Source organism: Lacinutrix jangbogonensis, assembly GCF_000797445.1.
Taxonomy (GTDB): Bacteria; Bacteroidota; Bacteroidia; order Flavobacteriales; family Flavobacteriaceae; genus Lacinutrix; species Lacinutrix jangbogonensis.
Genome location: NZ_JSWF01000033.1, coordinates 86892 through 113302 on the forward strand (window position 1 = coordinate 86892; position 26411 = coordinate 113302).

The 26411-nt window shown below is 33.0% G+C and carries 20 protein-coding genes and 1 pseudogene; 2 read left to right on the forward strand and 19 right to left on the reverse strand.

From position 1 onward, the window contains the following. Positions 1-2 precede the first annotated feature (2 nt). Both RH82_RS17965 and RH82_RS13800 read left to right on the forward strand, forming a co-directional pair. Entirely contained in the window at positions 3-3233 is a 3231-nt protein-coding gene (locus tag RH82_RS17965) for an HAD-IB family hydrolase (RefSeq protein ID WP_052158357.1), read from the forward strand. Positions 3234-3361: 128 nt separating this feature from the next. Next, a complete protein-coding gene (locus tag RH82_RS13800; protein WP_034061536.1) occupies positions 3362-4363 on the forward strand; it encodes an NAD(P)H-dependent glycerol-3-phosphate dehydrogenase in 1002 nt (333 codons plus the stop codon). A 334-nt stretch (positions 4364-4697) separates the two neighbouring features. Here RH82_RS13800 and RH82_RS13805 read toward each other — a convergent pair whose 3' ends face one another. The 19 genes and pseudogenes from RH82_RS13805 to RH82_RS13890 form a co-directional block, all read right to left on the reverse strand. Continuing rightward, the gene (locus RH82_RS13805) at positions 4698-5153 is read right to left on the reverse strand and encodes a GNAT family N-acetyltransferase (RefSeq protein WP_034061643.1); all 456 of its coding nucleotides are present in this window, start codon (positions 5151-5153) and stop codon (positions 4698-4700) included. Positions 5154-5370: 217 nt separating this feature from the next. Then, positions 5371-6420 (reverse strand): S41 family peptidase, encoded by a 1050-nt coding sequence (locus RH82_RS13810; RefSeq protein ID WP_034061537.1) that lies wholly within the window; start codon positions 6418-6420, stop codon positions 5371-5373. A gap of 3 nt (positions 6421-6423) precedes the next feature. Then, the gene (locus RH82_RS13815) at positions 6424-7206 is read right to left on the reverse strand and encodes a hypothetical protein (RefSeq protein ID WP_156112482.1); all 783 of its coding nucleotides are present in this window, start codon (positions 7204-7206) and stop codon (positions 6424-6426) included. Positions 7207-7235: 29 nt separating this feature from the next. Next, positions 7236-7862, reverse strand: a complete 627-nt coding sequence (locus RH82_RS13820) for a GIN domain-containing protein (protein WP_162182459.1) — start codon at positions 7860-7862, stop codon at positions 7236-7238. 147 nt (positions 7863-8009) lie between these two features. Next, positions 8010-9119, reverse strand: a complete 1110-nt coding sequence (locus tag RH82_RS13825; protein WP_156112483.1) for a helix-turn-helix domain-containing protein — start codon at positions 9117-9119, stop codon at positions 8010-8012. A 259-nt stretch (positions 9120-9378) separates the two neighbouring features. Beyond that, positions 9379-10587, reverse strand: coding sequence for a PGAP1-like alpha/beta domain-containing protein (locus tag RH82_RS13830; protein WP_034061542.1), 1209 nt, complete (start codon positions 10585-10587; stop codon positions 9379-9381). 367 nt (positions 10588-10954) lie between these two features. After that, entirely contained in the window at positions 10955-11326 is a 372-nt protein-coding gene (locus RH82_RS13835) for a CPBP family intramembrane glutamic endopeptidase (RefSeq protein ID WP_034061543.1), read from the reverse strand. Between the two features lie 389 nt (positions 11327-11715). Then, a complete protein-coding gene (locus RH82_RS13840) occupies positions 11716-13911 on the reverse strand; it encodes a DUF748 domain-containing protein (protein WP_034061544.1) in 2196 nt (731 codons plus the stop codon). 280 nt (positions 13912-14191) lie between these two features. After that, positions 14192-15715, reverse strand: a complete 1524-nt coding sequence (locus RH82_RS13845; protein WP_081979267.1) for an arylsulfatase — start codon at positions 15713-15715, stop codon at positions 14192-14194. Positions 15716-16002: 287 nt separating this feature from the next. Further along, a complete protein-coding gene (locus tag RH82_RS13850; RefSeq protein ID WP_034061545.1) occupies positions 16003-16578 on the reverse strand; it encodes a hypothetical protein in 576 nt (191 codons plus the stop codon). Between the two features lie 808 nt (positions 16579-17386). Then, positions 17387-17806, reverse strand: a complete 420-nt coding sequence (locus RH82_RS13855; protein WP_034061547.1) for a hypothetical protein — start codon at positions 17804-17806, stop codon at positions 17387-17389. A 314-nt stretch (positions 17807-18120) separates the two neighbouring features. Further along, positions 18121-19167: a DUF6515 family protein gene (locus tag RH82_RS13860; RefSeq protein WP_034061549.1), complete on the reverse strand. Its 1047-nt coding sequence runs from the start codon at positions 19165-19167 to the stop codon at positions 18121-18123. Between the two features lie 27 nt (positions 19168-19194). Beyond that, on the reverse strand, positions 19195-19923 hold the full coding sequence (locus RH82_RS13865; protein WP_034061550.1) for a DUF2092 domain-containing protein: 729 nt from the start codon (positions 19921-19923) through the stop codon (positions 19195-19197). A 170-nt stretch (positions 19924-20093) separates the two neighbouring features. Beyond that, positions 20094-21605, reverse strand: coding sequence for a DUF1254 domain-containing protein (locus RH82_RS13870; protein ID WP_034061551.1), 1512 nt, complete (start codon positions 21603-21605; stop codon positions 20094-20096). Positions 21606-21739: 134 nt separating this feature from the next. Further along, positions 21740-22837 (reverse strand): DUF1214 domain-containing protein, encoded by a 1098-nt coding sequence (locus RH82_RS13875; protein WP_052158359.1) that lies wholly within the window; start codon positions 22835-22837, stop codon positions 21740-21742. A gap of 372 nt (positions 22838-23209) precedes the next feature. After that, on the reverse strand, positions 23210-24112 hold the full coding sequence (locus tag RH82_RS13880) for a transporter (RefSeq protein ID WP_034061552.1): 903 nt from the start codon (positions 24110-24112) through the stop codon (positions 23210-23212). Between the two features lie 215 nt (positions 24113-24327). Further along, positions 24328-25275: pseudogene (locus tag RH82_RS13885) on the reverse strand (IS30 family transposase). Further along, positions 25238-25366 (reverse strand): CPBP family glutamic-type intramembrane protease, encoded by a 129-nt coding sequence (locus tag RH82_RS19275; protein ID WP_394330732.1) that lies wholly within the window; start codon positions 25364-25366, stop codon positions 25238-25240. Before RH82_RS19275 ends, RH82_RS13885 begins: the two are co-directional and overlap by 38 nt. A gap of 428 nt (positions 25367-25794) precedes the next feature. Next, on the reverse strand, positions 25795-26334 hold the full coding sequence (locus RH82_RS13890; RefSeq protein WP_034061553.1) for a DinB family protein: 540 nt from the start codon (positions 26332-26334) through the stop codon (positions 25795-25797). Positions 26335-26411: the final 77 nt, after the last annotated feature.

Below are 26411 nucleotides of genomic sequence, written 5' to 3' on the forward strand. Positions count from 1 at the left end.
GTATGGATCATATTATTGCCCATCATAAATTTCAAGAAACATTAAAACAAATCGCAATTGAGCAAGATTTGGAGCTTGAAGATGTTAAAAAACAAGGCGCAAACTGTATAAAGGAATTGTATTCTCAACAGCATCCTATTGCAAAATTAATGTCTGTAAAAAGCTTCGATTATATTCTGTCTAGAGCGTATAACGATAAAATTGATGTAGATCCAAAAGGAATAAAAAAGCTCATGAAGCTTATGCAGAAAAACTCTGTAGCCTTTATTATGACGCACAAAACCTATCTGGATACTTTGGTGCTAATTTCAACATTAGCACGCTACGGAATGCCAATCCCATATTCTTTTGGAGGAAGTAATTTAGCGTTTCCAGGAATGAAACAACTTGGGAATAATGCAGGACTTATTTTTATCCGTCGCAGTTTTAAAGACGATTTAATCTATAAAGCAGCATTACGCCATTATATTGCTACTATAATTGATAAAGGAGATCATTTAACGTGGAATATTGAAGGTACGCGTTCTAGAACAGGTAAAATTATCTACCCGAAAATGGGTATTTTAAAATATATTAAAGAAGGCGAATTACAAAGTTCTCGAGCTATAAAATACGTTCCTGTTTCCATTGTTTATGACTTGATTCCTGATGTCAAGCAAATGACTGAAGAAGGAAAAGGGCAAGAAAAAAAATCTGAAAATGTAAAAGAAGCATTCAGTTATATCAAGAAATTAGGAAACGATTATGGTCGTGCGGCTATTCGTTTTGGGGATCCTGTTGCCTTAGAAGAAGATCAACATGCTATCATTCCAGATATGGAAGAAGATAGTTATGCAGATAAAAACACTTTACCACGTTTTGCTTTTGAACTTATTCATAAAGCGAATGCTATTACACCAGTAACCACAGTTTCATTGGTTTGCCATACATTACTAAACGATTTTGCCTTAACTAAAAAGGAAATTGAATTTAAGGTCAACCGATTGATGACATATATTGGTGAGAAACAAGAAGACGTACTTATAGATCGCGGAAATAAAATTGGAGTTACCATACAAAAAGCCTTAAATTTATTGCAAGGTGCTAGAATAATTCAAAAAAGTAGAGCAGGACAACGCGCACAATATAGTTTGGTTTCAACAGAATATTTACCAGCAAATTATTATGCAAATATGGCTTCAGGTCATTTATACCATCAAGCGTTTATTGAAATGGCTTTGGTGAAAATTAAAGACGATACATCGACTAATCGAATCACTAATTTCTGGGAAGAAATCATGAGACTTCGTAATTTATTTAAATTCGAGTTTTTCTACACTAATAAACCTAAGTTTAGCAGCGAGATTGAGGCAGAGTTATTACGATTCGATAAAAATTGGAGAACCATTTTAGCAGATCCAAAAGGCGATATTTCGGCCGTATTGAAAAGGCAAGATTTATTCGTTTCTAGAGCTATTTTATTATCTTATCTAGAAGCAGATAAAGTGGTTTGTCATACACTAAATAGTTGGGATACAGACGATGAATTTACAGAAAGCGAATTTGTAGAATTGGCTATTTTTAAAGGGAAAGAGCTGCATTGGCAATCTAAAATCACACGTTTAGATAGTGTCTCTAAACCGTTTTTAATAAACGCACTCCGTTTTGCTAAAAATGCTAATTTAATTCCAGTTGAAAGAACCTTAGATTATAAAGGTCTAGAGGATTGGAAAAATCAGTTAGATGATTTGTCTGAAAGATTATTTTATTTAAAACAAATAGAAACACTACAAGATAAAAAAGGATTAAATGAAGAAGCATCAGAAGAAAGTATAGTTCCAGATTCTGGTAATGATGAGATCCATCATGAAGAAGTAATAGAAGAAGGACCGCATATTACTGCGTTTTTTGATTTAGATCGTACAATAATTAACGATTTTTCTGCAAAGAAATTTATGACTACGCGTTTATTTAGTGGAAAAACAACAGCAAAGGAATATTTAACACAATTTGCAACTGCACTAGTGTTTGCATCAGGAAATAGAGATTTTGAAATGCTAACTAAAATAGCGGCACTTGGCGTAAAAGGTATTGAAGAATCAGAATTTGTAGCATTAGGAGAACAAGTATTTGCAGATTCTCTAGAAGAAACTATTTATCAAGAATCTCGAGAATTAATCGAAAAACACTTAGAGAAAGGACATCAAGTTGTTATTATTTCGGCTGCTACATCGTATCAAATTCAACCTGTTGCAAAAGCCTTAGGGATTAAGGATGTGTATGGCACCGAAATGGAATTGCGTAATGGTAAATTTACAGGTCGCGTTTCCGAAATGTGTTGGGGAGAAGGAAAAGCAAGAGCAGCACGAAAGTTTGCTAAAAAGAATAATACAGACTTGTCAAAAAGTTATTTCTATACAGATAGTTATGATGATTATCCACTATTAAAAATCGTTGGTAAACCTGTTGCTACGAATCCAGATCAGAGATTATCTCAAGTGGCATTCGAAAACAATTGGCCAATTTTAAGGTTTGAAGAACCCGTAGGGAAACCTGTTGTAAATGGCTTTAGAACAGGAATGGCAATTGCGAGTATTTATCCTTCTGCAGTTAAAGGTCTAATTAAAGGCGCGATAACAATGTCTAGGCAAGAAGCTGCAAATGCAACTTTTTCAAGTGTTGGAGATTTAGGGTCTAAATTAGCAGGACTAGATATAGCGGTAAAAGGGAAACATAATTTAGAAGAAATTAGACCAGCAGTTTTTTGTTTTAACCATCAAAGTGCGGCAGATTTCTTTATCGTCATGAAATTAATTCGACACGATTTTACAGGTGTTGCAAAAAAGGAATTAGAGCGCACACCAATAGGACCAATTTTTAAAGCTTTAGGTGCTATTTATGTCGATCGTTCTAATAAAGGAAAAGCTATTGAAGCGATGCAGCCAGCAGTCGACGCCTTAAAAGGCGGTATTTCTGTTGCTATTGCGCCAGAAGGTACGCGAAGTGGCAGTAAAACCTTAGGGGAATTTAAAAAAGGAGCATTTCATTTAGCAATGCAAGCAGGAGTTCCTATTATACCTATTGTAATTAAAAACGCATATATGGCAATGCCAAAAGGGACTAGCATGTTTAAGCCTACTCATATTGAAGTGGTGGTTTTAGATCCGGTAGACACATCGCTTTGGAAATTAAAAGACATCAATAAGCATATCGAAGATGTTCGTAATTTATACCTTAACGAATTAGAAAATTAATGTAACAAGTTTAATTGTTCGCGTAATACATATTTAACATATGAAACATCGATAACTAAATTTTGATACGCAAAGGAATCATTAAATGATGTACTATGAGACCGATAAAAAGCAATAAATATTAACATATGAAACTAAACGTTGGAATTTTAGGAGGTGGATCTTGGGGAACCACAGTCGCATCATTAACGGCAAAAAATAATGATACTATTTTGTGGGCTAGAAATGAAAAAACAGTTCGCGAAATAAACGAAGAACATAAAAATTCTAAATATTTGCCAGGAGCCCAATTACATAAAAATTTAAAAGCGTCGTCTTCTATTGAAGACACGGTTAAAAATGCAGATGTGATTGTTATGGGAATTCCTTCTCAGCATTTTAGAGAAGTACTACGTACTGCAAAGCCACATATAAGACCTTGGGTTCCAATTGTAAGTTTAGCTAAAGGATTAGAGTTGGAGACTAAAATGCGTATGACTGAGATTATTGCAGAAGAACTTCCAGGTCATCCGGCAGGAGTATTAACAGGTCCTAATTTAGCCAAAGAAATTCATTCAGGTAAAGCAGCAGCAGCTGTAATTGCTATGGTAGATAAAACCATTGCTAAACAACTGCAACAAGTATTTAGTACCGGATTATTTCGTGTGTATACCAATAACGATGTTATAGGCTGTGAACTTGGTGGTGCATTAAAAAATATTATGGCAATTGCTACAGGATTGGGAGATGGTGCAAATGCAGGAGATAATACTAGAGCCGCATTAATTACCAGAGGCTTATCAGAATTAACAAGATTAGGAATTGCAATGGGAGGAAAACGACGTACGTTTTCTGGACTTGCAGGCATGGGTGATTTGGTAGCAACCTGTTCGAGTTCTAAAAGTAGAAATCACCATGTTGGATTTCAAATAGGACAAGGAAAAAGTTTGGAGCAGATTATTGAGGAAATGAATGAAGTTGCTGAAGGTGTAAAAACAGCAAAAGTAGTCATGGAACTCGCTAAAGATTATAATGTCGATATGCCAATATCTAGAGAGGTTTACAAAGTGCTTTACGAAGGTAATACTGTAAACGATGCTTTCAGAGGGCTCATTACAATAGAAAGTGGCTCGGAGAAGGAGCCAGGCTAGGATGTTTTTTAGAGGTTTTGTTTAAGCGTTGACTTCGTCAGTTCACTTATCGGTTTTTCGTTTGAGTTTTTACAACCCAAAACTAAATTCAATAATAGTATTCCGAAAATAATGTTTTTCATAATTGTTTGCAACACTCCACGGATAAACTCTGGTTTCAATGGGTTTTATCCATTATTATTGTAAGTGCCTTTCGGCAGTTACTACGAGTTTTATATAAGATTAGTTGCGTGTTTTAAGCAGTGAATTCACTAAATAAAACCAACCCAAGAAAGCCCATTTGGACTTTCGTAAATAGGCTAAAACCTGCAGTTAATTTTATACGGTGTTGTGCTTAGTTGTTTATTCTCTTTTCAAATTTTATTTTTCTAATGCCGTGGTCGGTATCCCATTGTTTAACTTCTATAAAACCAAATTTTTTATATAACGTAGTTGCTGGACCATTCGCAAGTCCAGTTTCAACTACAAATAGATTCGAATCAAATGTGTTGAACACAAATTCTATTAATTTCCTTGCTATTCCTCGTCTAAAAAAATCAGGGTGTACTACTAAGCTATTAATATCTGTACATTTATTATTATATTCAATCTCAATAATTCCTGCTAATTCGCTATTTTCAAGATATCCAAAGAACATATTATCACTATTTAGATAACTTTTAATGGGTCTTTTAAGAGGTGGAAAATTAGTTGCTTCTAACAATTTAGCTTCAACGGCATATGATAATTGAAAAATAGAATGTATTTGATTTGATATTTCTAACTCACTATTTTGCAGCCTTTCAATCATTTTTAGTCTGTTCTTTAATTTAACGTCTAGTATAAGAAACGTAGGGCAATTAATATGCACTTTCGTTTCGGTTTATTACTTAGCGAAATATAAATATTTTGCTTTTATTTTTTATCTTAAACGCCAAGTTTTATATTTGGCGGACTTTGTTAAAATGCACAAAACTTTCAGTTTGGCACAAATGCCCTATGTTTTTTATACAGTGTTAGCAAACGTTTTATTCAATATTGTACTCTATGAAGAGATAATTAATAGCTTTCTCAATAACTAAGTCAATGTTGCTGTTAATTGAGGTTTCTGTGTTTTTTATATATACATCAGGTGAAATCCCAATCCCTTCTAAACTTTCTCCGTTTGGCATTAAATACAATTGTGGTGAATAGGTATAAACCCATCCGTTTGGAAGAAACCTTAAATTACTTTGGTCTGAGTGGTCTCCAGCTGTTGTGTCCCCAATAACGGTAATATGATTAAATGCTTTCATATTTAGGGTAAATATTTCTGCTCCACTTGCTGTAACTCTATCCGTTAGTAAAATTACTGGTTTTAAAAATTGTTCTGTTCCTTCTGGTTTTGTAAACCATTTAGTTTTAGCATCAAAATCATCAATACCTGTTCCATTTTTTGTCTGTACAGTATAAATAAAATGCGCTCCATCTGCAAAAGCACCTGCAACTCTATGAGCATAATCATCATTACCACCACCATTGTTTCTTATGTCAACTACTATAGCTTTATGCTGTTTTAATTGTTGAATTATGTTGTCAATAATTTCAGGGTTGTCACCTTCGACACCATATAAATGAACATAACCTATATCTTTATTTTTTAATTTACCGAATGAGATATCTGGTTCAGAAGAATTTGTTAAATAATCTAGATATTTGGTTTTTAATAAGTTGAAATCAAATTCACTTTCCGCTATTACATTAAGCGAATCACCTGATTCCATCTTTAAATTCTTTTTGACGTCTATTAATGTCGTGTGTCCATCATTTAATAAATCAAGCATATTAGAACTAATGTCCCAAAGTTCCTCATTAGAAGTGTTCGGGTTTACTTGTGGCCTGTATATGTCATAAGCATCTTGCCAATTAATATTTTTAACTCCAAAAAGTGCGTAATGTACATTGAAGTCATTCCATAAGAGTTCGAAATTATTCTCAGGAGAGTTTATTTCATCTTCTCCTAAAATCGTTTTTTCACAAGAATTTAGTATTATAATGCTAAATAATAATGTGATAAGAATGTATTTGTTATTTTTCATTGTTTAAAATTTATAGCTTAGACCTATTCGTATTTGGTTTTGATAAGTTATCAACCTATCATTCTTGCTCTGATTTTGATAATTCATTTGATATTCTCCCGATATTGAAAAACGCTTGGTTAGATTATATTCATATTGAATTGAAAAACTTGGAGACACATAGTTATTTACTGAAGTAAAATACCCATTTGTGATTAAACGTAATGGTTTGTCACTGTTTTCATCTAATTCTTCATCAAAACCTGAATAAGGAGGTCTAACCATAAGTGTAAATAAGGGTAAAGAAATAGAAGCATTTATAGCGTGTTTATTATTAAAACGAAATTCCCCATAAAAAGAAATACCAAGACTGTGAGCTACTAGAAAGGAAGTAGATTCTCCTTGCCAATCTATATAATCAATATTTGATTGATATTGACCACCAAGAAAAAAATCAACTTTGTTTGAGATTTTAGTTAGCTTTCTAAGGTAAGCTATTTTTACTTTTCCTTGAAGATATATAGCTTCTGGGAAAACAGTTTGTTGCATTGTATTTATCGTATTGTTATTAAAATCTATAGAAGTAAAAAAAATACTTTTGTTTTTTCTTCTCGAGTAAGTTATTCCGTAATTCACACCAGAAATGGAGTAGTTTAAAGGCGAAAAATTTGAATCTTTAAAATATCCTTGATTCAACCCAGTGGAAATAGTAATACTATTTTGTATTGTACTATCTTTTTGGGAGTATACTTTAGAATAAGTTAGGGCAACTATTAATATCAGAAGAAAGTACTTTATTGTTTTCATAATATTTTTTTACTTATTTATCTTAGTAATTAATTTGCATTAATAATTTCACCATCATCCGAGGTCGTTACATTTATTATGGGGCTTCCTTTGTAGCGAAGTATTGAGTCATCACTTACACTACCGTTTAATTCACTATTACAGGTAATACTTAATTCAGAATCATCTTGTACATTAGCATTCAAAGATGTAGTAGCAAACAAAAAACCATCTATTCTACTATCGTCTCCAAGGTTTATATTTAGGGATTCAGAGGAACCTATTAACTCCAGCTGTGCTGAGTCGTTTACTTTTATATCAAGTTGATCAAGGACAAAATCTATTTTTCCTTGAGTATCATCATTCATTTGAAACTCCTGTAAAAAGGGCATCTGAATATTTAGTTCGAACGTTGAATTGTTATAAGAACCATTTCTAAGGGAAACAAATAAAGTATTGTTGTCAACATTAGTTATTATAACATCCTGAAGATTTTCATTTACATTTATTGTAACTTCTTGTATAGAACTTTGCTTAACATTTATTGTCAAATCGCCTTCAGCATGTATTTTACTAAAACTTGGAAGCTCTCGTGATAGTGTCACTATATTATTTGAACCAGTAATTGATCCTAGAATAGAATCGTCAGAACTACAACTCGAAAGGGTTTGATACAAAATGACAGTAATAAGTAAGAGTGATTTTGAAATTGCTTTTTTCATTTTTTATGTTTTTTGATTTACTGCTGCAAAAGTATGAGCATCAAAAAAGATAAAAGGTGATTTTAGGATTGTAGAAGTCCTGAAACAATAGAAATATACGAATTAGGACGTTTTTTGAAGCTTTCTGCAGGCTCCTGGAGATATTCCTGTATTGGTATTGAAAGTGCTATAGAATGCACTTTTAGATTTAAAACCAGCTTCCATACCAATGGCTTCAACAGAATATTTATTAAATACGGGATCATTCAATAGTTCTTTAGCAGCCTCAATTCGATATTCATTTACAAACTGAATTATACTTTTATTGATTTCCTGATTTATAACTTGAGATAAATATCCTTCACTAGTTCCTAACCGAGTTGCTAAATCTAATCTGTTTAAAAGAGGGTTTTTGTATAATTTCTCCTCATCCATTAATGCATATAACTCAGTAATAATCTTAGAAGAAGTGGCTTTGTTTATTCTCTTTTTTGTCTGAGCGCTATTTGCTCCTACTAATGTTAAATATTGGTGTATTTCATCTTTTTGAACGACTATCTGTAGTTTGAATACTCCGTAATATAATATCCACCAGGATAAAAAGGAAAGTACTATCCGTAGAAAATTTGTAGTATATTTTGAATCTAATAAATCATCTTCTAAATTAGACAAAAGCCAAATCGCAATGATGCATATAAGAAACAGGTTTAACCTTAACAACCAACGTCTTTTTGCTTTTGAAATATCATTAGAACGATTTATTAAATTTCTTCCCCAAAAGATTAAAACAACATTATATAAAAATGATAAGCCATCCTCAAGACTATAAAATAACTGAACAGCGTACCCTTCCTCTTCAAAAGAAGAATTATAAAGGTTAAAATTAAAATCTAAATGAAGAAAAACCTCAATAATCAAAGTGCTAAAAAAAGGGAAGTAAAGCCATTTATACCAATTCTTTTTAAGGTGTTTATGCTGAATTTGAAGTAGAAAATATGTAAATACAGTAGCTGCAACCAGAAATTCCCACATGATACTTTGCAAGAGTTCGAAAATTCCCTCTTCAGGATCATACCATTCTAAAAGGGTCATGCTGGTAAGCAAGAATAATGAAAGGGATAGGTAGTTATTTGCACGATTCTTATAAAAAGAAGTAGTGACTAAGGATATGCTTATAAAATATCCTATAACTCCACTGGCTACAATTACAAAATCTAATATTATTTTATTCAACTTTTTTCGAAATTAATTATGTTCAGATTACTGCTAACAAAGATATATAGTTAGTATTAACTATATATCTATTATATGATTACTAATATAATAAATTATTAGTGCTGTTTTTTATTGTAACAGTTTTAATTATATCAATGTGCTTAGGCCTTAATAAGTGCAACACGTTGTTATGTAATCCTTTTTTTTAATTCATGATTTCTTTTCGTGTTTCCTCCTAAAGAAAGCCAGCCCTAAGAATAGGATTGACCTTTAAACCTCATAAAAGCATCCATGTCTTTATTTTAGAATAGACTTTTGGGTTGCTTAACAAATCTACATGGTTATTCTCATAAGCAATCCAAGTGTTTTCTTTTTTAAAATTTAAATCTTTAGCAGTTTTTTTATGTTTACCTAAAGCGCTTTTTAGACCTACCATGTTATCTCCTAATAATTGCGTAGACCCAGATTTAATTGCTTTACCAATAACGCCAGCTATATTGTAACATTCTATTTTTTCTGGTAACGGAATGTGTTGTCTTTGGTCGCCACTTAGTTTAAAGCGATCGCTATTTAGCCAGTCTTCATCTAATAGATTTCCATATCTTAAATCTGTTACGCCAGCACTCCTAATTTTTCCCAATCGTGCAAAAGGTTTTGCGTATGGAACAGCTTCTAAAACGGCATCCAAATAATTACCTGCTTGTTCCAATGTTGCACCATGATGTGGTGTGCCTAGAAAAATAATTTTTTTAAGGTGTTTTGTCCACGACTTTTGCTGTTGTTGGCCATAATGTACCGAACTTCGTGTTACTAGACCTCCCATACTATGCGCAATAATAACGAGTTCTTCAATTGGTACAGGCCATTGCAATACTAATTGTTCTAATAATTTATTTAAGTTTTGGCCATTGGTAGAAATGTGAAGACCACTATTGTAATGCAGATAAATTGGTGTTTTGTTACATTCTTTTGCTAAAGCTGTTCCGTGGTTGTGTTCTTTGCGAGTCCATTGAGTATCGTTCATACATGATCCATGTACCATCAAAATAATTTGCCCATTGCTTGTTGGAAAGGTTTTTTTAATACTTTCTGTATCAAGCGGAATAGTCTTAGCTTGAAACCTGAAATGCATGTTAATCTTTAATGGATTGTCTGTTTTCTCCAAGTAATCACCAATAACTCCGTTGAGAACAGATTGTGCTGCTTCTCTTTCATCAGTAGTTTTAATTTTTCCAATCACAGAAGGAAACAATCCCAAGGCTTTGTCTGCTCCACTGCCAATTACCCTAGTGGTCCATCGAATATTTTTATAGGCTATTCCAGCTATATCGGTGATTAAGTTTTGTATTGGAGTAGATGGCAAAAAAGGAGGATGTACTATTCGTCTATGCATAGATTCTACCAAGTCGGTTATTTCTAATGTGGCATCGGTAATTAAACGAGAGACGCCTTGTAGCTTAGAATCTGTATTTTTTTTATTTGACATTTAATATTTTATAAATGAAATATTGATGTTTTGTTCCTGACAGCGGATAACGTGTTTCTTTAGCATTGCAAAGAATCATCAAAATATCAAGAGTTTAATTTTAAGATCAATGAAATATCTAGCTCAACTTATTTAATTGCTCTAATTGTAAAAATATAAAAAATTATAATGGAGTCGTAAGAATAGATGTAACAAAAAAGATAGGACTAATTATTCATCTGTAAAAACATTTCGAAAAGGAGAATTAGATATAATGAATTATGAGCGTGTTAAGGTTGCGTTTTTTTTTCTTTCAAATTCATTGGGAAGGTATCGCTTGAAAGATAGAATTAATTTTATGCTTTGTCAGTACATCTTATTTGGAGCACTACCAATGTCCTTTTTCATATAAATCTAAAAACGAAGCTGCAGAAAGATTAAAAAAGTCAACTAAAAAGTGAGCCACTATAATCCATCTCAAACTATTTGTTTTCTTATAAACGAGTCCCCAAATTAGTCCCATTATGAATGTTGAAATTATGACTGTTAAACCACTATTTAATTTTGAATTCACTGCAAAAACAGCGTGACTAAAAGCAAATACTACACTTGTAAAAATTACTACTTTCCAATTAGACCAGTTTTTTGTGTATTCAAATAGTAGTCCACGCCAATAAAATTCTTCAATCCATGGATTAATTAGCGTCAATACAATCCAGGGTAACCAAATGTACCAATTACCTAATGTTTGGTAATGCATTAAAAATAGCGGTATTGGCAGGATACCAATACATAAAGCTAGACTATTCCAGCCGAATGCGCTTTTTGATTTTTGTAACCAGTTTTTCTCGTTTCCTTTTCAGTATACCTAAAAGTGAAGAATAGAAAAAGACACCATTACATGAGGATTATGGGAATAAAGGTCCATTTTCCTATACTGTTTTTAAATAGAAAAGTAATTCCGAAGCTCTTGGCTATAATTAAAAATGGTGATGCAAGAACACTATTTTTTTTGTTAATTTCAGTCCGAATTGCTTTTTGTCAAATGTTTATCAGCTTTTGGGGTATTACTACATGCTAGTGTTAAATACCTTGTTTTTTTGTGTAGTCCTGCCAAGCACCTAACTTTAAATGGTGTTATTAATAGTTTTACTTTTTACTACTTGAACGATCTGTTTGTAAACTTTGCGCTTCTTTGAGATCAAACTTTATTTTAAGGCTATTAAGAGAGCCAATATTTTCGGGTTCTTTTATATCGACTCTGTTCACTGAAATCATTGTTGCAGGTTTTACAGATTTTAAATACGCTCTCGTATTCTTAATTAATGCGGCGTTAATACTATTGGCTATAGCTATTGTAGTTTCAGGTTCTATGAGTTGCAAAGTTGCATTTTTTATAGTGATTCCGTCTGTACTAACTTTAGCTCTTACATAAACCTCAAAAGCCTTTTTATCTTTTAAATAATCCTTTTTTGTGTCTTTAAAATACTGTTTTCCTACTTCTGAAAGTGCAATGGATTCACGCTGCAATTTAGGATCGACAAAATGTATTAATTCAATTTTAAGACCTTCTTTTTTTGTTTCTATTTCTAATAATTTATCTAATTTTAATAATTGTTTTTCTGAAGGGATCGAATCTGTATAGCTAAATTTTAATTCTTCATAATCTTTTGGGTCTATATCGACAAGTAGCGCTAAAGAGCTAACTGGGTTTGTTGCAGCTCCCGTTATTCTCTTTTTAAAAGTATTCCAAATAATTTTCCCAATACTAATTTTAGGGTCATTTATGTTTCCTCTCACAGGGATTTCTAAATTAACGTCCCCATTTTTATCTTTTAAGATAAATAACGCGAATTTTAAGGGTAAACTAAATAACCCGTTTTTTTCGTTAATTACTTCAACATTTTTTACTAATAATTTGTTCTCGCTAACAATATCAGCATTGCTAATTATAGATTTGGAATAATAATAAAAATCACCAACCAAGATACTATGCCCCATATAATATTGAGAATAGGCATTAATATCAGAGAGTAGAAAATTTTCAATGGTTAAATCTAAATTGATGTTGTCTAAATCTAATGGATTATAACCTAGTTTTGCATTTAGAGTACCACGGTTATTTAGTAGCATATCAGAATAAATAGTTACCCAATCTGCTTTGCTATCAATGCCATCAGAATTCATTTTTATCTTATTCATGTGATAATCAAAACGTTTTCCTGTTATGTTATCGCTGTAATCCATAATGCCTTCGGTCACATTTAAATTGTTTATGGCATAATATAGATTTGAAATCGAATCGGCATTTTCTTTCGTGTTATACCCCTCATTAATAGGGTCTCCATTTGGATCACGTTTAAATATTTTGAAAAAATTATTCGTTATAGAATCCATTTCAAAATAGACGTAAGGCTCTGTAAACTTTAAGGAATCTAAAACATAAGAACTGTTCGCATAATCGATATTTTTTAAATTACAATCAATACGACTCGCTTTTAAAAAGGCTTTATTGTTTTTGTCGGTCATCATAAAATCTATGACATCAACGTGCCCAGAAACAATTGAATTACTCGCTTCACTGGTATTTCCTTCAATTTTAATTTCCGAATTTAAACGCCCATTAAAATCATTAATTTCTGCATATTCTAATACATATTCATAGAATGGATTGAGTTCTAAATCTTTTATGGTGATCTGCGCATCAAATGCACCATCTGCAGGGTTTACGTTTAAAGCCGATTGAAAGTACCCACCATTTTTAAAATTAAACTTCACATCTGCATTACTTTTTTCTTCTTGATCCCAACCTATATGAGGTATTTCAAAAGACAAACCTTCAAGATGTGTTTCTCTACCCACATTTTTATTATCGAAAAAGAATTTGGAATCTTTCAATTCAATATTAGAAATACTATATTTAAAGGGGGCTCGGTTTTTCCTTGTTATGGAGTCCTCCGGTTCCGAATGGAAGACTATTAAATCGTCAAAATTAAATGTGGAATCTTGCATTACGGTGTTAACCATTAATCCTTTAATATAAAATTGCTCTACTACTTTTTCATTGAATAAAAGGCGGTAAGGTTCAATATTAACAATCAGTGTGTCAAAAGTTGTGAATTCGTCTGTACCGTTTTGTTCAAACATTTTAAAGTCATACACTTTTGCAGTACTAGAGAAATAATTATATTTAATTGCCCCAATATCTATTTGCCTCCCTAATAACTCCTTACTATTATTTATAGCATAACTTTTTATAAAGGTGGGTAAAAAAGTTAAAATTAAAAGAATAACTCCAAGAACTATTAACAGTATGTTTCTTGTTCTTTTTTTGATAATGGTCATAGTGGTATAATGAATTAAATAATAATAAATAGTATTTTAATTTATGGGTACAAATATGGACTTGCTATTAAATTGTAATCCAAAACAGCCTTTCTCAGGACAATTTACCAGATAATAAAACCCAAAGAACATGGATGTGTTTTTTAGCAAATGCTTTTCCGAAATTAACACCTAAAGGTCTATTGTATTCATCATTTTCCCAATCAAATTTTAAAATGCCGAAAAATTTATAAAATAACCACTATCAAAATAATGAATAGTTTTATTTAGAGCTATTTACTTAATTCCCTGCGTTTGCATTTAAATATTTTGAAACATCAGACACGTCTAAAGACATGCTTTTTTGACTGGGTGGAAATTCTTGAAATGATTGCACGAATTTACCAACCATCTTACCTGCTGGTCCAAATAACCAACTGCGGTTTTCAGCCCATTCATCATAACCTCTGGCCTTAGTAAACCTTTCAAAAGGGTCTAGTTTTAAATTTATAATATAAGGTGATGTTAAGGCATTTTGTGTTGCTCTAAACCATTTGTCTTGCTCGGTAAATAATAGTTTCCAATCACCATATCTCACCCCATGAAACTTCGTCTCTGTGAAATAGTAAAAATCCTTACGTCTAGTGTTTCCATTATTTAAAATCAAATCACTTTGATCATAGCCGTCTAAATGCACCTTAAATGATTTGCTGCCAAAGGTTTTACCAGTAAGTAAATCTTGCTTTAAGGTTTTATTTCCGACAAAAGACAATAAGGTTGGCATCCAATCTTCCATACTCATAAATCCAGCTCGTGTCTCACCTGCAGGAATATGTCCTGGCCATGATACAACCATAGGTACGCGAAAACCGCCTTCCCATCCACCAGCACCTTTCTCGCCTCTAAATGGATGGTTCCCACCATCTGGCCAAGAGTTAGACGCTGCTCCATTGTCTGTTGAGAACATAATAATTGTATTATTATCTACTCCTAATTCTTTTATTAACGCTAATAATTCACCAACGCCATTATCTACTTCTTTCATACCGTCAGCATACAAACCGTAACCTGTAGCACCATCACTCTTATCTTTTAAATGTGTTTTATAATGCATACGTGTCATGTTATGCCATACAAAAAAGGGTTTGTCATCTTTTACAGCATCTCGAATAAAACGCTTAGACTCTACCATGACTTCATCATCCAAAGTTTTCATGCGCTCTTTGCCAAAGGGACCTAAATCTTTTACGGATTGTTTTCCATTAGCTAAAGCTTTGGAATGTAGAACACCACGTTGCTTTAAACCAAACTTTTCTTGAGAGGCTTCATCTTTAGGGAAGTCATATTGCTCTGTATATTCACCAGCATTTAAGTGATAAACGATTCCGAAAAACTCATCAAATCCATGTACTGTTGGGAGATGCTCATCTCTATCCCCGAGATGGTTTTTACCAAATTGCCCAGTGGTATAGCCCATAGGTTTTAACAATTCGGCAATCGTAGGGTCCTTATCTTTAATTCCTTCTTTTGCTCCTGGTAAACCAACGGTGCTTAAACCTGTTCGCATAGGGTATTGCCCCAAAATAAAAGACGCTCTTCCAGCCGTGCAAGAAGATTGTGCATAGTGATCCATAAAAATCAAGCCTTCATCTGCAATGCGGTCAATGTTTGGCGTAGACCCGCCCATCATGCCGCGATGATAAGCACTTAAATTCCACATGCCAATATCATCACCCCAAATAATTAAGATGTTTGGTTTTTTCTGTTCTTGAGCTCCTAATATAAATGAGAGCAAGAGTAGTGCTACTGTTATTTTGTTTTTCATAGATTTATAGTTTTGATTGTTAGGCGTTATTTATTTTTTTTACTGCTTCAAAAAGAAATCAAGTGACAGCAGGAATTTCTTGTTTAATTTTATGAATGTTTGCTGTGTAATTGTAGCCTTTTATTATTAGTGTTTAGTTAATTGTACTGGGTTCACCTAAAAGACAAGCTGCAATTGAGCCAATTTTATTTTTTTATGAGCAGTTACAATTTATCATTGTCCGGATTATATTTAAAAGGTTTGCTTTCAAAATATTATAAATATATGAGATAATCTAAATCAGTGCCCTATTTAATCATCTCAGTATAGCCTTTTCCAAATTGTTTATTGCAAACACGCATCTGCTTCATGGTTATGGAAATACATGTCACTGAACTTTGCTTAATAATCATCATCGCAGCAGGGTTTGTATTTGCCGTGCCCACTTTAGCTAGTGTTATCCATACCTCGTTTTCTTCTATTATATACGCAGGGAAACACTGATCGTCTTTTATAACCAATACTGCTTTCCAATTTGAAACGGCATGATCCGAGTTTAATTTTTCAGCAGCCATTAGTTTTAAATGATTCAAAGACGGAATAAATTTTAATATCAATAATTCAACTTCCCCTTTTAAGTTTGCAATTATTTTTATCTTCATTAGAAGCCCAAGCAAAAAAATGATGGTAAGCATAATCAGTATCGCAAAAAACGTAAGTGTTATTTCCCCGAAAACATGTTCCACCTCAAATTTTTTGGCAATAGGGCCAATAAGTTTTTCGAAAACTTTAATGAATTTAGATAGTATATAGACTACTACAGATAATGGAAATGCTAAGGCAATGCCTCTTAAAATGGTTGACGTCAAGAATTTTTTTTTCATTTTTATAGTTTTTAATTTGGATCAAACCAAATAGTTTTAGAGCACCCGGTCTCAACTACTGTTTTTGAATCGATGTAGGAAAAGTAAAACCTTCTCTTAAGTCATCAAATAGATTCTATAGTGCCGTTGTTCATTGTAATACAAGCAGATCGTAAATGGCATTTATCATTACTTGAAAAATAATAGGTTCCAAACACATAAGTTATAGTGTTGTTATTGGGAGCTATAAAATCATTATTTTGAAAATTATTCAGGGCTAAGTCTTCACTAAATCAAGAGAATTTCCCCATATCCATATTGTATATTTTAACAAGTATAATTTTATCGGTTTGAGATAGAAATTGAATAAAATAGATATTCAAAATCTAAACGATCAATGCCTTCTAACTTTTTATAAGCGATGGCACTATTTAGTGATTATACTGTGCCTTTGCGTTACCCGAATTAGAGTCAATGCATATTATGGTAAAAAATCCTTCCTTTAGCCTAATTTCTAATCATTAAATAGCGTGGTGAAACCAAATTCGCTCCCAAAATCAAAAACTTTTATTGCCTTTAGTTTTTACTATACCGTGGTAATAGTTTTCAAAGCCAGCTTTAATTGTTATACGTTTGTCTTGCGATGTTGGGTATAATCTACTTCATTTAATAGTTAAGGTTTGGCGTTCCAGATCGTTGTGGTATCTGCGAGTTCCTTTGTGTCTTGAGAAATTTTATCACTTCTATTTTGAGCAGAAATTGTATCTATCCAAATAGTTATTATAAATAGATCGCTAAATAATATTTTTAAAATAATATGAGGTCATCTTTAACGTCTTCCTAAAACGATCACTCTGGCTTTTCCACTAAAACGTCCTTTGGTATCAAACCAGAATTCTATTTTTCGCAAGCTTCGTTTGCCTCCTTTTAAATCGATTACTCGGCTAGTTTCTCCTTTTCGAATTACAAATTTTAATGGTATTTCGTCTTTTCCTCCATTATCGTAAGTAATGACCATACGTTGCATGTTGACATCTGCACTGGATACTTTTAATTTTATTTTCCTGAAATCGTCAAAAGGACCTTGTACAAATAGGGCGTCGTGGTCCCCACCATAATTGGCTTTAACTTCTCCGATTTTTTTCCAAGTAGTATTAGTGGTATTATTACTCACCTTGTGTCTAAGTCTTTGTGCATTTGTATTGCATGCATACCCTATAACAAAAATGATAATTAGTAAGTTTTTCACAATTTGAATGTTTAATAGTTTATTTATTTGATTTTCAGAAACGTGGTGTTCACATTTAATAGTAATATAGAATCATTTTGATTTGGAACACTAATGGTATATTTTGGTTCAAAATATGTTGATAAATTTCAGCTAGTGTTTACCAGTAGCAATTCTTATAATTACGATTTTGAGTTTCTTTTTCTTTTTTGAATATCTTTATCTAGTTGGTGAAATATGTTAAATATTCAAATGCTGATTACTAAAAAAAAAAGTGAAGTAATGAATAATACCACTAAACTTCACTTTTTAGGATTAGGTTGTGAATTGAGGTTTTATTCTTCCTTAATTTCTGCTATTTCATACATGTCCTTACCATCTATCTCAATAGGTTGATAATACGTTTCTCCAAATTGAACATAGGTCTGATCACCAATCTTTACTTCTTCGCCACCTTCTGGTAAATTGGGCACAATGGTACCAGCAGTTGCTGGAACTACGGCATATCCTTCAGCATTTTTTTCATAAAAGGCACCACCGTAATAATAATTATTAGTTTCATTTACTTCTACTTTTTCAGCCTCTTTTGGTATGGATGGAACTTGAGCACCTACTGGCGCTTGAACCGCCTCAAAACCTTCTGCTGTTTTTACATAATAGGTGCCTTCTTCATAATGATATTCTTCTTTTTTATCATCATCATTATCACTTATAATTGCTACAATTATAGCTGTTGTAGCTAATCTTGTTACGAAGTAGCCCCATGGGTGATAATAGGACCCATAAGCAAATGGTCTGTATGGATGGTAAACGTATGGTCTATGGCAATAATAGCCACGGCCACCATAACGATAAGGAGGTCTATTATATCTCCTAGAACTTCCTCTTACTCTGGTGTTTCGTGTATTTCTGGTATTTCTGGTATTTCTAACGCTAGTGTTCCTGCTTTTGTCAACATTAATATTAATATTATTATTACCTATACGGGTTTTGTTACCCACCTTATTCTTCTTTTTAACATTAGACGTCTTTCTTTTTTTTACTGTATTAGACTTCGATCGGTTCTTTATTTTGGTCTTAGATGTATTTGGTCTTGTCGCCGTTCTTTTTGTAGACGATTTAGGTTTAGATAAATTTCTACTGCTAGATTTCTTATGACCACCGTTTATAGATCTTTTTGGGCTTGAATATTTTTTTGTGTTAGCAGATCTCTTTGGGGTAGTAGATTTGCTTCGGCTAGGGGATTTAGATATGGAACGACCTCCTCCTCTAGAAGCGCCATGGCTAATGCGTTGTGCGATTAAATCTGAAGGAAAAATTAATGCTAAAAACATAAAGATAATTCCTAATTTATGTTTTATGTTAAATGAATATGCTGTCATGATAAAATATGTTTTGAGATGAAATTATTAAGATTTTTTTAAAATGCTTATTAATTTAGCATTTGGTGGTGGCATAAAATCAAATGTAGAATCTGGAATATTAGGATTTAATGACCAATTACTAAAACTTGATTCAAATTGAAGGTTTGATTTGTTTTTATAAATAATTACAAAATGTTTTGGAAGAAAATTTGTTTCGTTTGAAATCCATAATTGTACGTTCAACTCTGTATTAGTTGCCATGATATGGTAACACTCTTCTCCATCAATATATTGTTTGCCTAGATATTTAATAGATGTGAATTGTTCTAGCATATCGTCTGTAAAAGACGGGTAGAAAAAATCGGCAGCAGGGAAGTTAAAGTTATAATCGAGATTCATTTGATCAATCATCTTTAAAGTAGATTGCGGAGCTTCTAGCGTTACATAGTTGTTTTCATCAAAATTATAATATGATAGAAATGAACCATCATACGAATATCCTTTTTTACCTTTTGTGCCTTCAGTACGAACGCTCAATTTATCTGATCCAGAAAACGAAATGTTACTAGTAGAAAAGCGCTTTTTAATATTTTTGTTTGCATCTAATTCATCTGTAGAATTATTCAAATTAAAGCTAACAGATTCCAAATCTCCAATAACACTGGCCATTTTATCTAGGAGGAATATCGCAGAGGAATCAATGTCTTTAACTTCTTGAGCATACCCTACTAAGGATAGCATTAATAGGGGTAGTAGTACAAAGTTTTTTTTCATAGTTATAATATTTTAGTAAAGAATAATTAATGTTAAAATTAAACAAATAAAAGTTAGTAAAAAAAAAATCATGTTAGGGGTGCTATCCTACCTGTCATAACCTAGACTGTTTTGAACTTTTTTTACATTTGAAAATGCAATTACTAATGGCTATTGTTGGCATATATTTATTATTTCACAAGTTCGAAATCATTTAATTGGAATGATTTATCAAAAAACGGTTTTGTTGGCGCATAAAGTCTAAAGTATACAAACCAACCATCTGTATCTATGGTTTTCATAAAATTACTGTCTAAACCTTTAGGTGCTTTATTCCCAATGTATAAATCTAAAGAACCATCTTCATTGTATTGTAGTTGTTTCATTTTGCTATCAAGACTTACACTTGGTACATCTGTGCCGCCATTGTCATAAGGTCTTCTGGTGTTTTCGCTATAAAGCGTTAAAGCCCAAAATTGCAGCACAGGAATCTCCTTAGGCACCGTTAATTTATAGGTTTTGTCAGCTCTGAATAAGTTACCTTCCTTATCTCTTTTAGCAGTCATATATACTTGTCCTTCACCTATTTTAGGGTTTACCATACCTTCAGTACTTGTTACGGCTTCATAAAACCAAATAGCTCTTTCATCTAGTTCAACTTTGTAATCGGTGCTTTGAGCAACGGTAAAGTCAAAACTTTTATACCAACTTGTTCCTGGCCAATAAGGGGTTGCAAAACGCGGGTTTGTTTGCATATTTCGAAGCATCAATTCTCCCATTTTCAAGCCTTTCAATAAAATTTTAGTTTTACGCTCATCAGGATTAAACGCTTTTCCTTTTTCTATTCCAAGAGGTTCAAGCATAGCCATCCATACTTTGTCTTGTTCTCTTACAGGTTCTTGATTTATAATGCTGTGCAAGGTTTTCCAGTATTCCATATCACGAGGTGCTGTGGCACTCCATTCAACGTCCATATTTTCAATAAATACAGTGGGCATTTTATCTTCTCCAACCTTACCCGTTTTTAATTCTGACTTAAATTCCGCAACAACTTCAGGCCTTGAGTCAAAAAGGCGCATGCCAATAAAGATAGTATTTGTTTCCGATTGATACACATAATCTCCTTTTCCTTTATACTTGCTTAAATCATCTTCAGGACCAACTAAAATATAAGTCCCACCTGTTCCTTTATCAGGTCCGGTAAGGCCCATATTTGCAATAGGTCTTTGCCATAAATCTAAAAAGGCACTCGCTGTTTTTCCTGCTGGATATTCTACTTCTAAAGGACCATTAGATAGATTGTAAAACTGTATAATATAAGGTGTTGTTAAATTCCCGGTTACAATACCTCTCTTTTCTTTTAAGGATTTGAATACAGCAAATTCTCCTAGCTGTCCCGTCTTGTAATTCTTATTCTGCTCTTTCATCCAAGTATAAAAACTGACCACGGGTGTCGACCATATATACGCTTGAGAGGCACGTTGGAAATCCAAGGCATCAAAGAGTTTTTCTGAACTTTCGTCAGTCACAAAATTATTCTGCAATTCTAAATCGCCATAAAATGAATTGATGGTTTCATCACCAATCAATGTTGCTTCTTCGAGCGATACTCTTTTTGAGCTGCTATCGTTAGTCGTCCTTACATTGTTACAGCTAGTGAGTACCACGACTCCCAAAACGAAACTAAAAATGATTTTTTTCATGTTTTTATTAATTTTTATGAGTGCTTAATAACAGCAGGTAGTGTGTAAATATAGTTTTCTATTATCAAAAAATATCAAATAGATTAAAGAAAAGCAACGGTTTGATAGCCTTATGATATTGGATTTCAAAACGTTTACTTTTTTGTAGATACTTTTTTAATAGCTGGAAATTTTATGTTATTGGCCGGCTCATAGATTCTAAAAAGACCGTAAAAATTAACTCCGTTAGTGGGTATTGCATTTTCACCTAAGCCTTCATTATTAATACGTATCGTATAGGTTCCATCAGGATTTGGCTTCGCATCGTAGGATGAGACATAATATATATTCTTTTTATTCGGGATAAGATATCGGTCTGTAGAAGAATATATTGTTACGGTCCAGTATCCTTTATCATTTTTCATGAGCCCCTCTTTAGGAACGGTTATTTCATAGGACGCTTTACCGCTTAAATGTTCTTTATTTTGATCAAAGACGATCGAACCATACTGAGCATATCGAGCTTGAGTTCCTAGCTGTCCTGCAAGTGCACCAGCGGCTCTATCCAAATCACCTCCACCCTCATAAGGTGAGACGAAAAATTTAGAGGAATCATGTCCTTGTTTTACATAGGTATCTATTTTCTTAAATCCAGCCTCTTTTACAGCATCCGAGAAACTTGGAAGAACAAATGGAAAATTGCCACCTCCGCCGCTCAGTTTTATGTTTTTTGCAAGCCTCATTACCTCTTGTTCATTATTGACAATGACCTGGCGTGTAAAGGCAAGTCCCTGATAGGTTTGTAATACAATTTCATAGGCGTCTTTAATAGGACTTTTCTGATGCGGTAAACGTACAACTACTGGTTTATTAGGCATCACAGATACTTCCATAAAGTGATTCATATCAAATATTGATACTGAATAGTATCTGTCATAGGTAGGCATGGTAATGACCAAAGGTTCGTTTGATATATTGAACCAGGAATAACCGTAGTTTGCACCTGCTTGAGGACTTACCACTGTTTTATCCTTTGCAGTAATGGAACCTGAAAACTGCCACTCACCCATTTTGTGCTCTTTGAGCCAGGCATCTCTCATCTCGACCTGTTTTGTTGCAGGGAACCATTTAATGTATTCTGCAAGATCTGAACTGTTAACAGATTTGTTAGACATTTCTTGGGCACCAACGTAACTACTCAAAAACATAAGCGTTACAAAGGCTGCTCCTAATAATAAATTATATTTCTTCATTTTCTATAGTATTTAGTGGTTTTTTTTATTCAAATGCTGCTAGGCAACTCATTTAGTAAACAAATCACAGATAGGGAGTTCTAGAGCGATTTTCATAAGTAGGCAAGAACTAGTAATTAATTAAATATTGTATCGTGCTTTCGTTATTTTCTCTCCGAGTTTAGTTGTAGTGTTGATTTTTAGTTGCTCAGTGCCAATTTAATATTTTCATGGAAATTTTCTAAGGTTTTTTAAAACCGTAAATGTTTTTAGTTTTGATCTGATACTGTTTTTGGATAATCGATACTCAATTTGAATGCATTCGATAATCCCTAAATTGATTATTACTATTTAATTTAAGTTTGGTGAAATGTTTGCTTTTAGATTATGAGATTACCAATTATAACTAAATGAAAGCTTTAAAAAGTCACCATCTAATCCATTAGTGTTTTGCGCTACGATACCACCATAAGTAACATAGGTGGCAATTTTCGGGTTGATATCAAACCCAACAGTGCCCCCAATTTGCAAAGCGTTAATAAGGTCGTTATTATTAACCCCTCCTAATGAAGTCCTACCTCCATTACGATATAAATAATCAAAAGATCCCCAAATTAGTTTCGAAAACTTTCTTGTAACATGGCCTTCTAAATTAAATAAAGCAGTTTGCTCTAAGGATGCGTTCGTTCCTGAAATATCAGTATTATCTGTAAATAAAGAAAGAGTAGGTACAAGCTCTATACTAATAACTTTATTCGTTCCCCAATTAAAGAATTTCATCATTGGAAAACCGAGTTTAAACTCCCATCTATTTGTGCCAATATTGAGAATTCTGTCTGCATCATAACTTCCTGTAGGAGCTCTAAACGCAACAATAACATCAGCAGCAAAGTTATATTTGGTTTGCATGTACGTTTCTAAATCAACACTAGGTGCGCCATAGAGATTAACAAGGCCAATAACGTAAGTGTCTGCCATACCAGATGTTTCTCCTTCTATTAAACCACTAATTTCACCATTCAGCGTTCCGCCAGAAACCATAGCAATCACAGCAGCACTGCGCCCTGCTAAATTAAATACTCTCGTGTACATGGCGCCGTAAAGATTGGTTTCAAACTCTGCTTCTGCAACAACCAATGGGTTATTAAACGCCGCATTTGAATTAATATGAAAATATAACGGTGTTACCATGTTAGTTCCAGCTGGCACTGGCCAATAGGCTCTCGTGCCATCCCCTTGAGCTAAACTAGTATGTATTACAAAACAAGTGATGACTATGCTGATAAAATATTTCATTGGTAAGTTTTTTATAAATTTAATATTAATTAAAATTCTATTATTAATAATAGTTCAAATATATCAATTTTTAATGATTTTATTGCAACTAGATGTTATAATCAAAGTTAGATCTAAATAAGGAAGCAATTGGTTTTTAATTTTTATTAAAACTAATCTTTGAGTCGGCGTTAATGACCTATTTTTAAGACTCCTCAAAATTTTATTTGCTAGATTCAAGTAATAAACGCAACTTCTGTGTTAAACAAAAGTTTTTCCATTACTTCTAATGGTGTATCAAATTTATGCCTTTTTCTTGGTCTATCATTTAATTTTCTTTTAATCCTTTTAATCCTTTTAATTTCTTGGTCAGGTATGTTTGAGAAGTCCGTTTTCTTTGGGAAATATTGCCTTATTAAACCATTTAGATTTTCATTAGCACCTCGTTCCCAAGGTGAATATGGATTTGCAAAATAAAAATCAACGTGTCATCCTTCCGATACTTTTTTGTGTTCTGTAAATTCCTTTCCATTATCTGCCGTTATTGTATTGACATAGGGAATCCACTCCTCAAGCATTTCATTTATAGCAACTCTTACTTCAGTTGCTTCACGTGTTTTTGTTTTCTTCATCTTAAGCATTCCAGAAGCTCTGTCATTTAATGTGACGATTGCACCTTTGTGATCTTTGCCCACTATTGTGTCTGCTTCTAAGTCGCCAAAGCGTGATTTTCCATCAACAATAGATGGACGTTTATCAATACTCACGCGATCAGGTATTTGCCCACGTCCCGTATTGATTGCTCCTCGCTTTTTATACCTACGTCCTTTTCGGCGTAGATGTTGGTATAAAGTACCGTTATTGTTTTTATCTTTCCATATGTGAAGGTAGATAATTTCTTTACTCACACAGTCTATATCATTCTTTTTACAGTGACCCACAACCTGTTCAGGGCTATAATCCTCACTGATGAGGAACTTAATAGTGTTAACCATATTGATAGTGAGACGGATTTTCTTAGGTTTCTTTTGGTGACGTTCCTTGCTCTTTTTCTCTGCAAGGTTTGGTCTGTAATTACCGTTACGCTCATCTGAATTACGATTGAGTTCTTCTCTGCTTATACTAGATTTATGTAAACCAAGATTATTAGCTATGTAATTTTGTGTATTCAAATAGTAGTCCACGCCAATAAAATTCTTCAATCCATGGATTAATTAGCGTCAATACAATCCAAGGTAACCAAATGTACCAATTACCTAATGTTTGGTAATGCATTAAAAATAGCGGTAGTGGCAGGATACCAATACATAAAGCTAGACTATTCTAGCCGAAAGCGCTTTTTTATTTTTGCAACCATTTTTTTCTCGTTTGCTTTTCAGTATACCTAAAAGTGAAGAATAGAAAAAGACACCATTGCATGAGGATTATGGGAATAAAGGCCCATTCTCCTAAACTGTTTTTAAATAGAAAAGCAATTCCGAAGCTCTTGGCTATAATTAAAAATGGTGATGCAAGAACACTATTTTTTTTGTTAATTTCATTCAGAATTGACTGTTGTTAAAAGGTTGACTAAAGTTTGAAGATAAGTCTAGTTGCCGTTTTTATTTGCTTTTTTATACAATGAAATATGTGCAGCCTTTCAAAGAAATTTACAGCTCCATGTCTATTATAATTTCGTTTTTATAAGATTCAATTTGTTTGAGTTATTGAAACAAAACGTATCTAGGAGGCACCAGTCCGTTTAGTCTTATGTAAACAAGCATTTGCCCTCTATGGTGCGTTATATGGTCGGCAAGTAATAAGAAAATTTGTCGCTTTGTTCTATTCAATCCGAAATAGTCTAATTCGTCATCAAATTTAGTTGTGTCAAATTGTTTAATTAATTTTATGGCTTCATCAAATGTGTTATCTATGGTTGCAATCATCTTTTCTTTAGATTTATTAGCAACTTTAAATAGTGTGTCAGTTTTCCATTCCCTAGATTCTCGACCACCTAATAAGGACTGGCTATGCCAATCTATCGCATATCCTATGTGCATTAAATTTTCGGCAAAGGTCAATGATTCTGGTGACGCTCTAAAGTTATATTTGCTCTCTGGCATTGTTTCTGCGACCAGAATTAAATATTTACGGGAATTTTGCAATCGCTCTAAATAGTCCTTGATAAAGCTGTCCTGTTGAGCAAACAGAGGTGCGACCGAACTAAATAGTATAATGGTTGTTAGAATAAGGATCTGTTTCATAGTTTTTAAATTTCGATTTTTCCTTTATAGTGGGTACCTCATTAAATAGCAAGATGCTTGAATAATTTTAGTGGTTC

Bases quoted from the DNA above. Each gene is read 5' to 3' on its own strand.
- RH82_RS17965 (WP_052158357.1), top strand. From the start codon at position 3: ATGGATCATATTATTGCCCATCATAAATTTCAAGAAACATTAAAACAA.
- RH82_RS13800 (WP_034061536.1), top strand. From the start codon at position 3,362: ATGAAACTAAACGTTGGAATTTTAGGAGGTGGATCTTGGGGAACCACA.
- RH82_RS13805 (WP_034061643.1), bottom strand. From the start codon at position 5,153: ATGATTGAAAGGCTGCAAAATAGTGAGTTAGAAATATCAAATCAAATA.
- RH82_RS13810 (WP_034061537.1), bottom strand. From the start codon at position 6,420: ATGAAAAATAACAAATACATTCTTATCACATTATTATTTAGCATTATA.
- RH82_RS13815 (WP_156112482.1), bottom strand. From the start codon at position 7,206: ATGAAAACAATAAAGTACTTTCTTCTGATATTAATAGTTGCCCTAACT.
- RH82_RS13830 (WP_034061542.1), bottom strand. From the start codon at position 10,587: ATGTCAAATAAAAAAAATACAGATTCTAAGCTACAAGGCGTCTCTCGT.
- RH82_RS13835 (WP_034061543.1), bottom strand. From the start codon at position 11,326: ATGCATTACCAAACATTAGGTAATTGGTACATTTGGTTACCCTGGATT.
- RH82_RS13840 (WP_034061544.1), bottom strand. From the start codon at position 13,911: ATGACCATTATCAAAAAAAGAACAAGAAACATACTGTTAATAGTTCTT.
- RH82_RS13845 (WP_081979267.1), bottom strand. From the start codon at position 15,715: ATGAAAAACAAAATAACAGTAGCACTACTCTTGCTCTCATTTATATTA.
- RH82_RS13850 (WP_034061545.1), bottom strand. From the start codon at position 16,578: ATGAAAAAAAAATTCTTGACGTCAACCATTTTAAGAGGCATTGCCTTA.
- RH82_RS13860 (WP_034061549.1), bottom strand. From the start codon at position 19,167: ATGACAGCATATTCATTTAACATAAAACATAAATTAGGAATTATCTTT.
- RH82_RS13865 (WP_034061550.1), bottom strand. From the start codon at position 19,923: ATGAAAAAAAACTTTGTACTACTACCCCTATTAATGCTATCCTTAGTA.
- RH82_RS13870 (WP_034061551.1), bottom strand. From the start codon at position 21,605: ATGAAAAAAATCATTTTTAGTTTCGTTTTGGGAGTCGTGGTACTCACT.
- RH82_RS13875 (WP_052158359.1), bottom strand. From the start codon at position 22,837: ATGAAGAAATATAATTTATTATTAGGAGCAGCCTTTGTAACGCTTATG.
- RH82_RS13880 (WP_034061552.1), bottom strand. From the start codon at position 24,112: ATGAAATATTTTATCAGCATAGTCATCACTTGTTTTGTAATACATACT.
- RH82_RS19275 (WP_394330732.1), bottom strand. From the start codon at position 25,366: ATGCATTACCAAACATTAGGTAATTGGTACATTTGGTTACCTTGGATT.
- RH82_RS13890 (WP_034061553.1), bottom strand. From the start codon at position 26,334: ATGAAACAGATCCTTATTCTAACAACCATTATACTATTTAGTTCGGTC.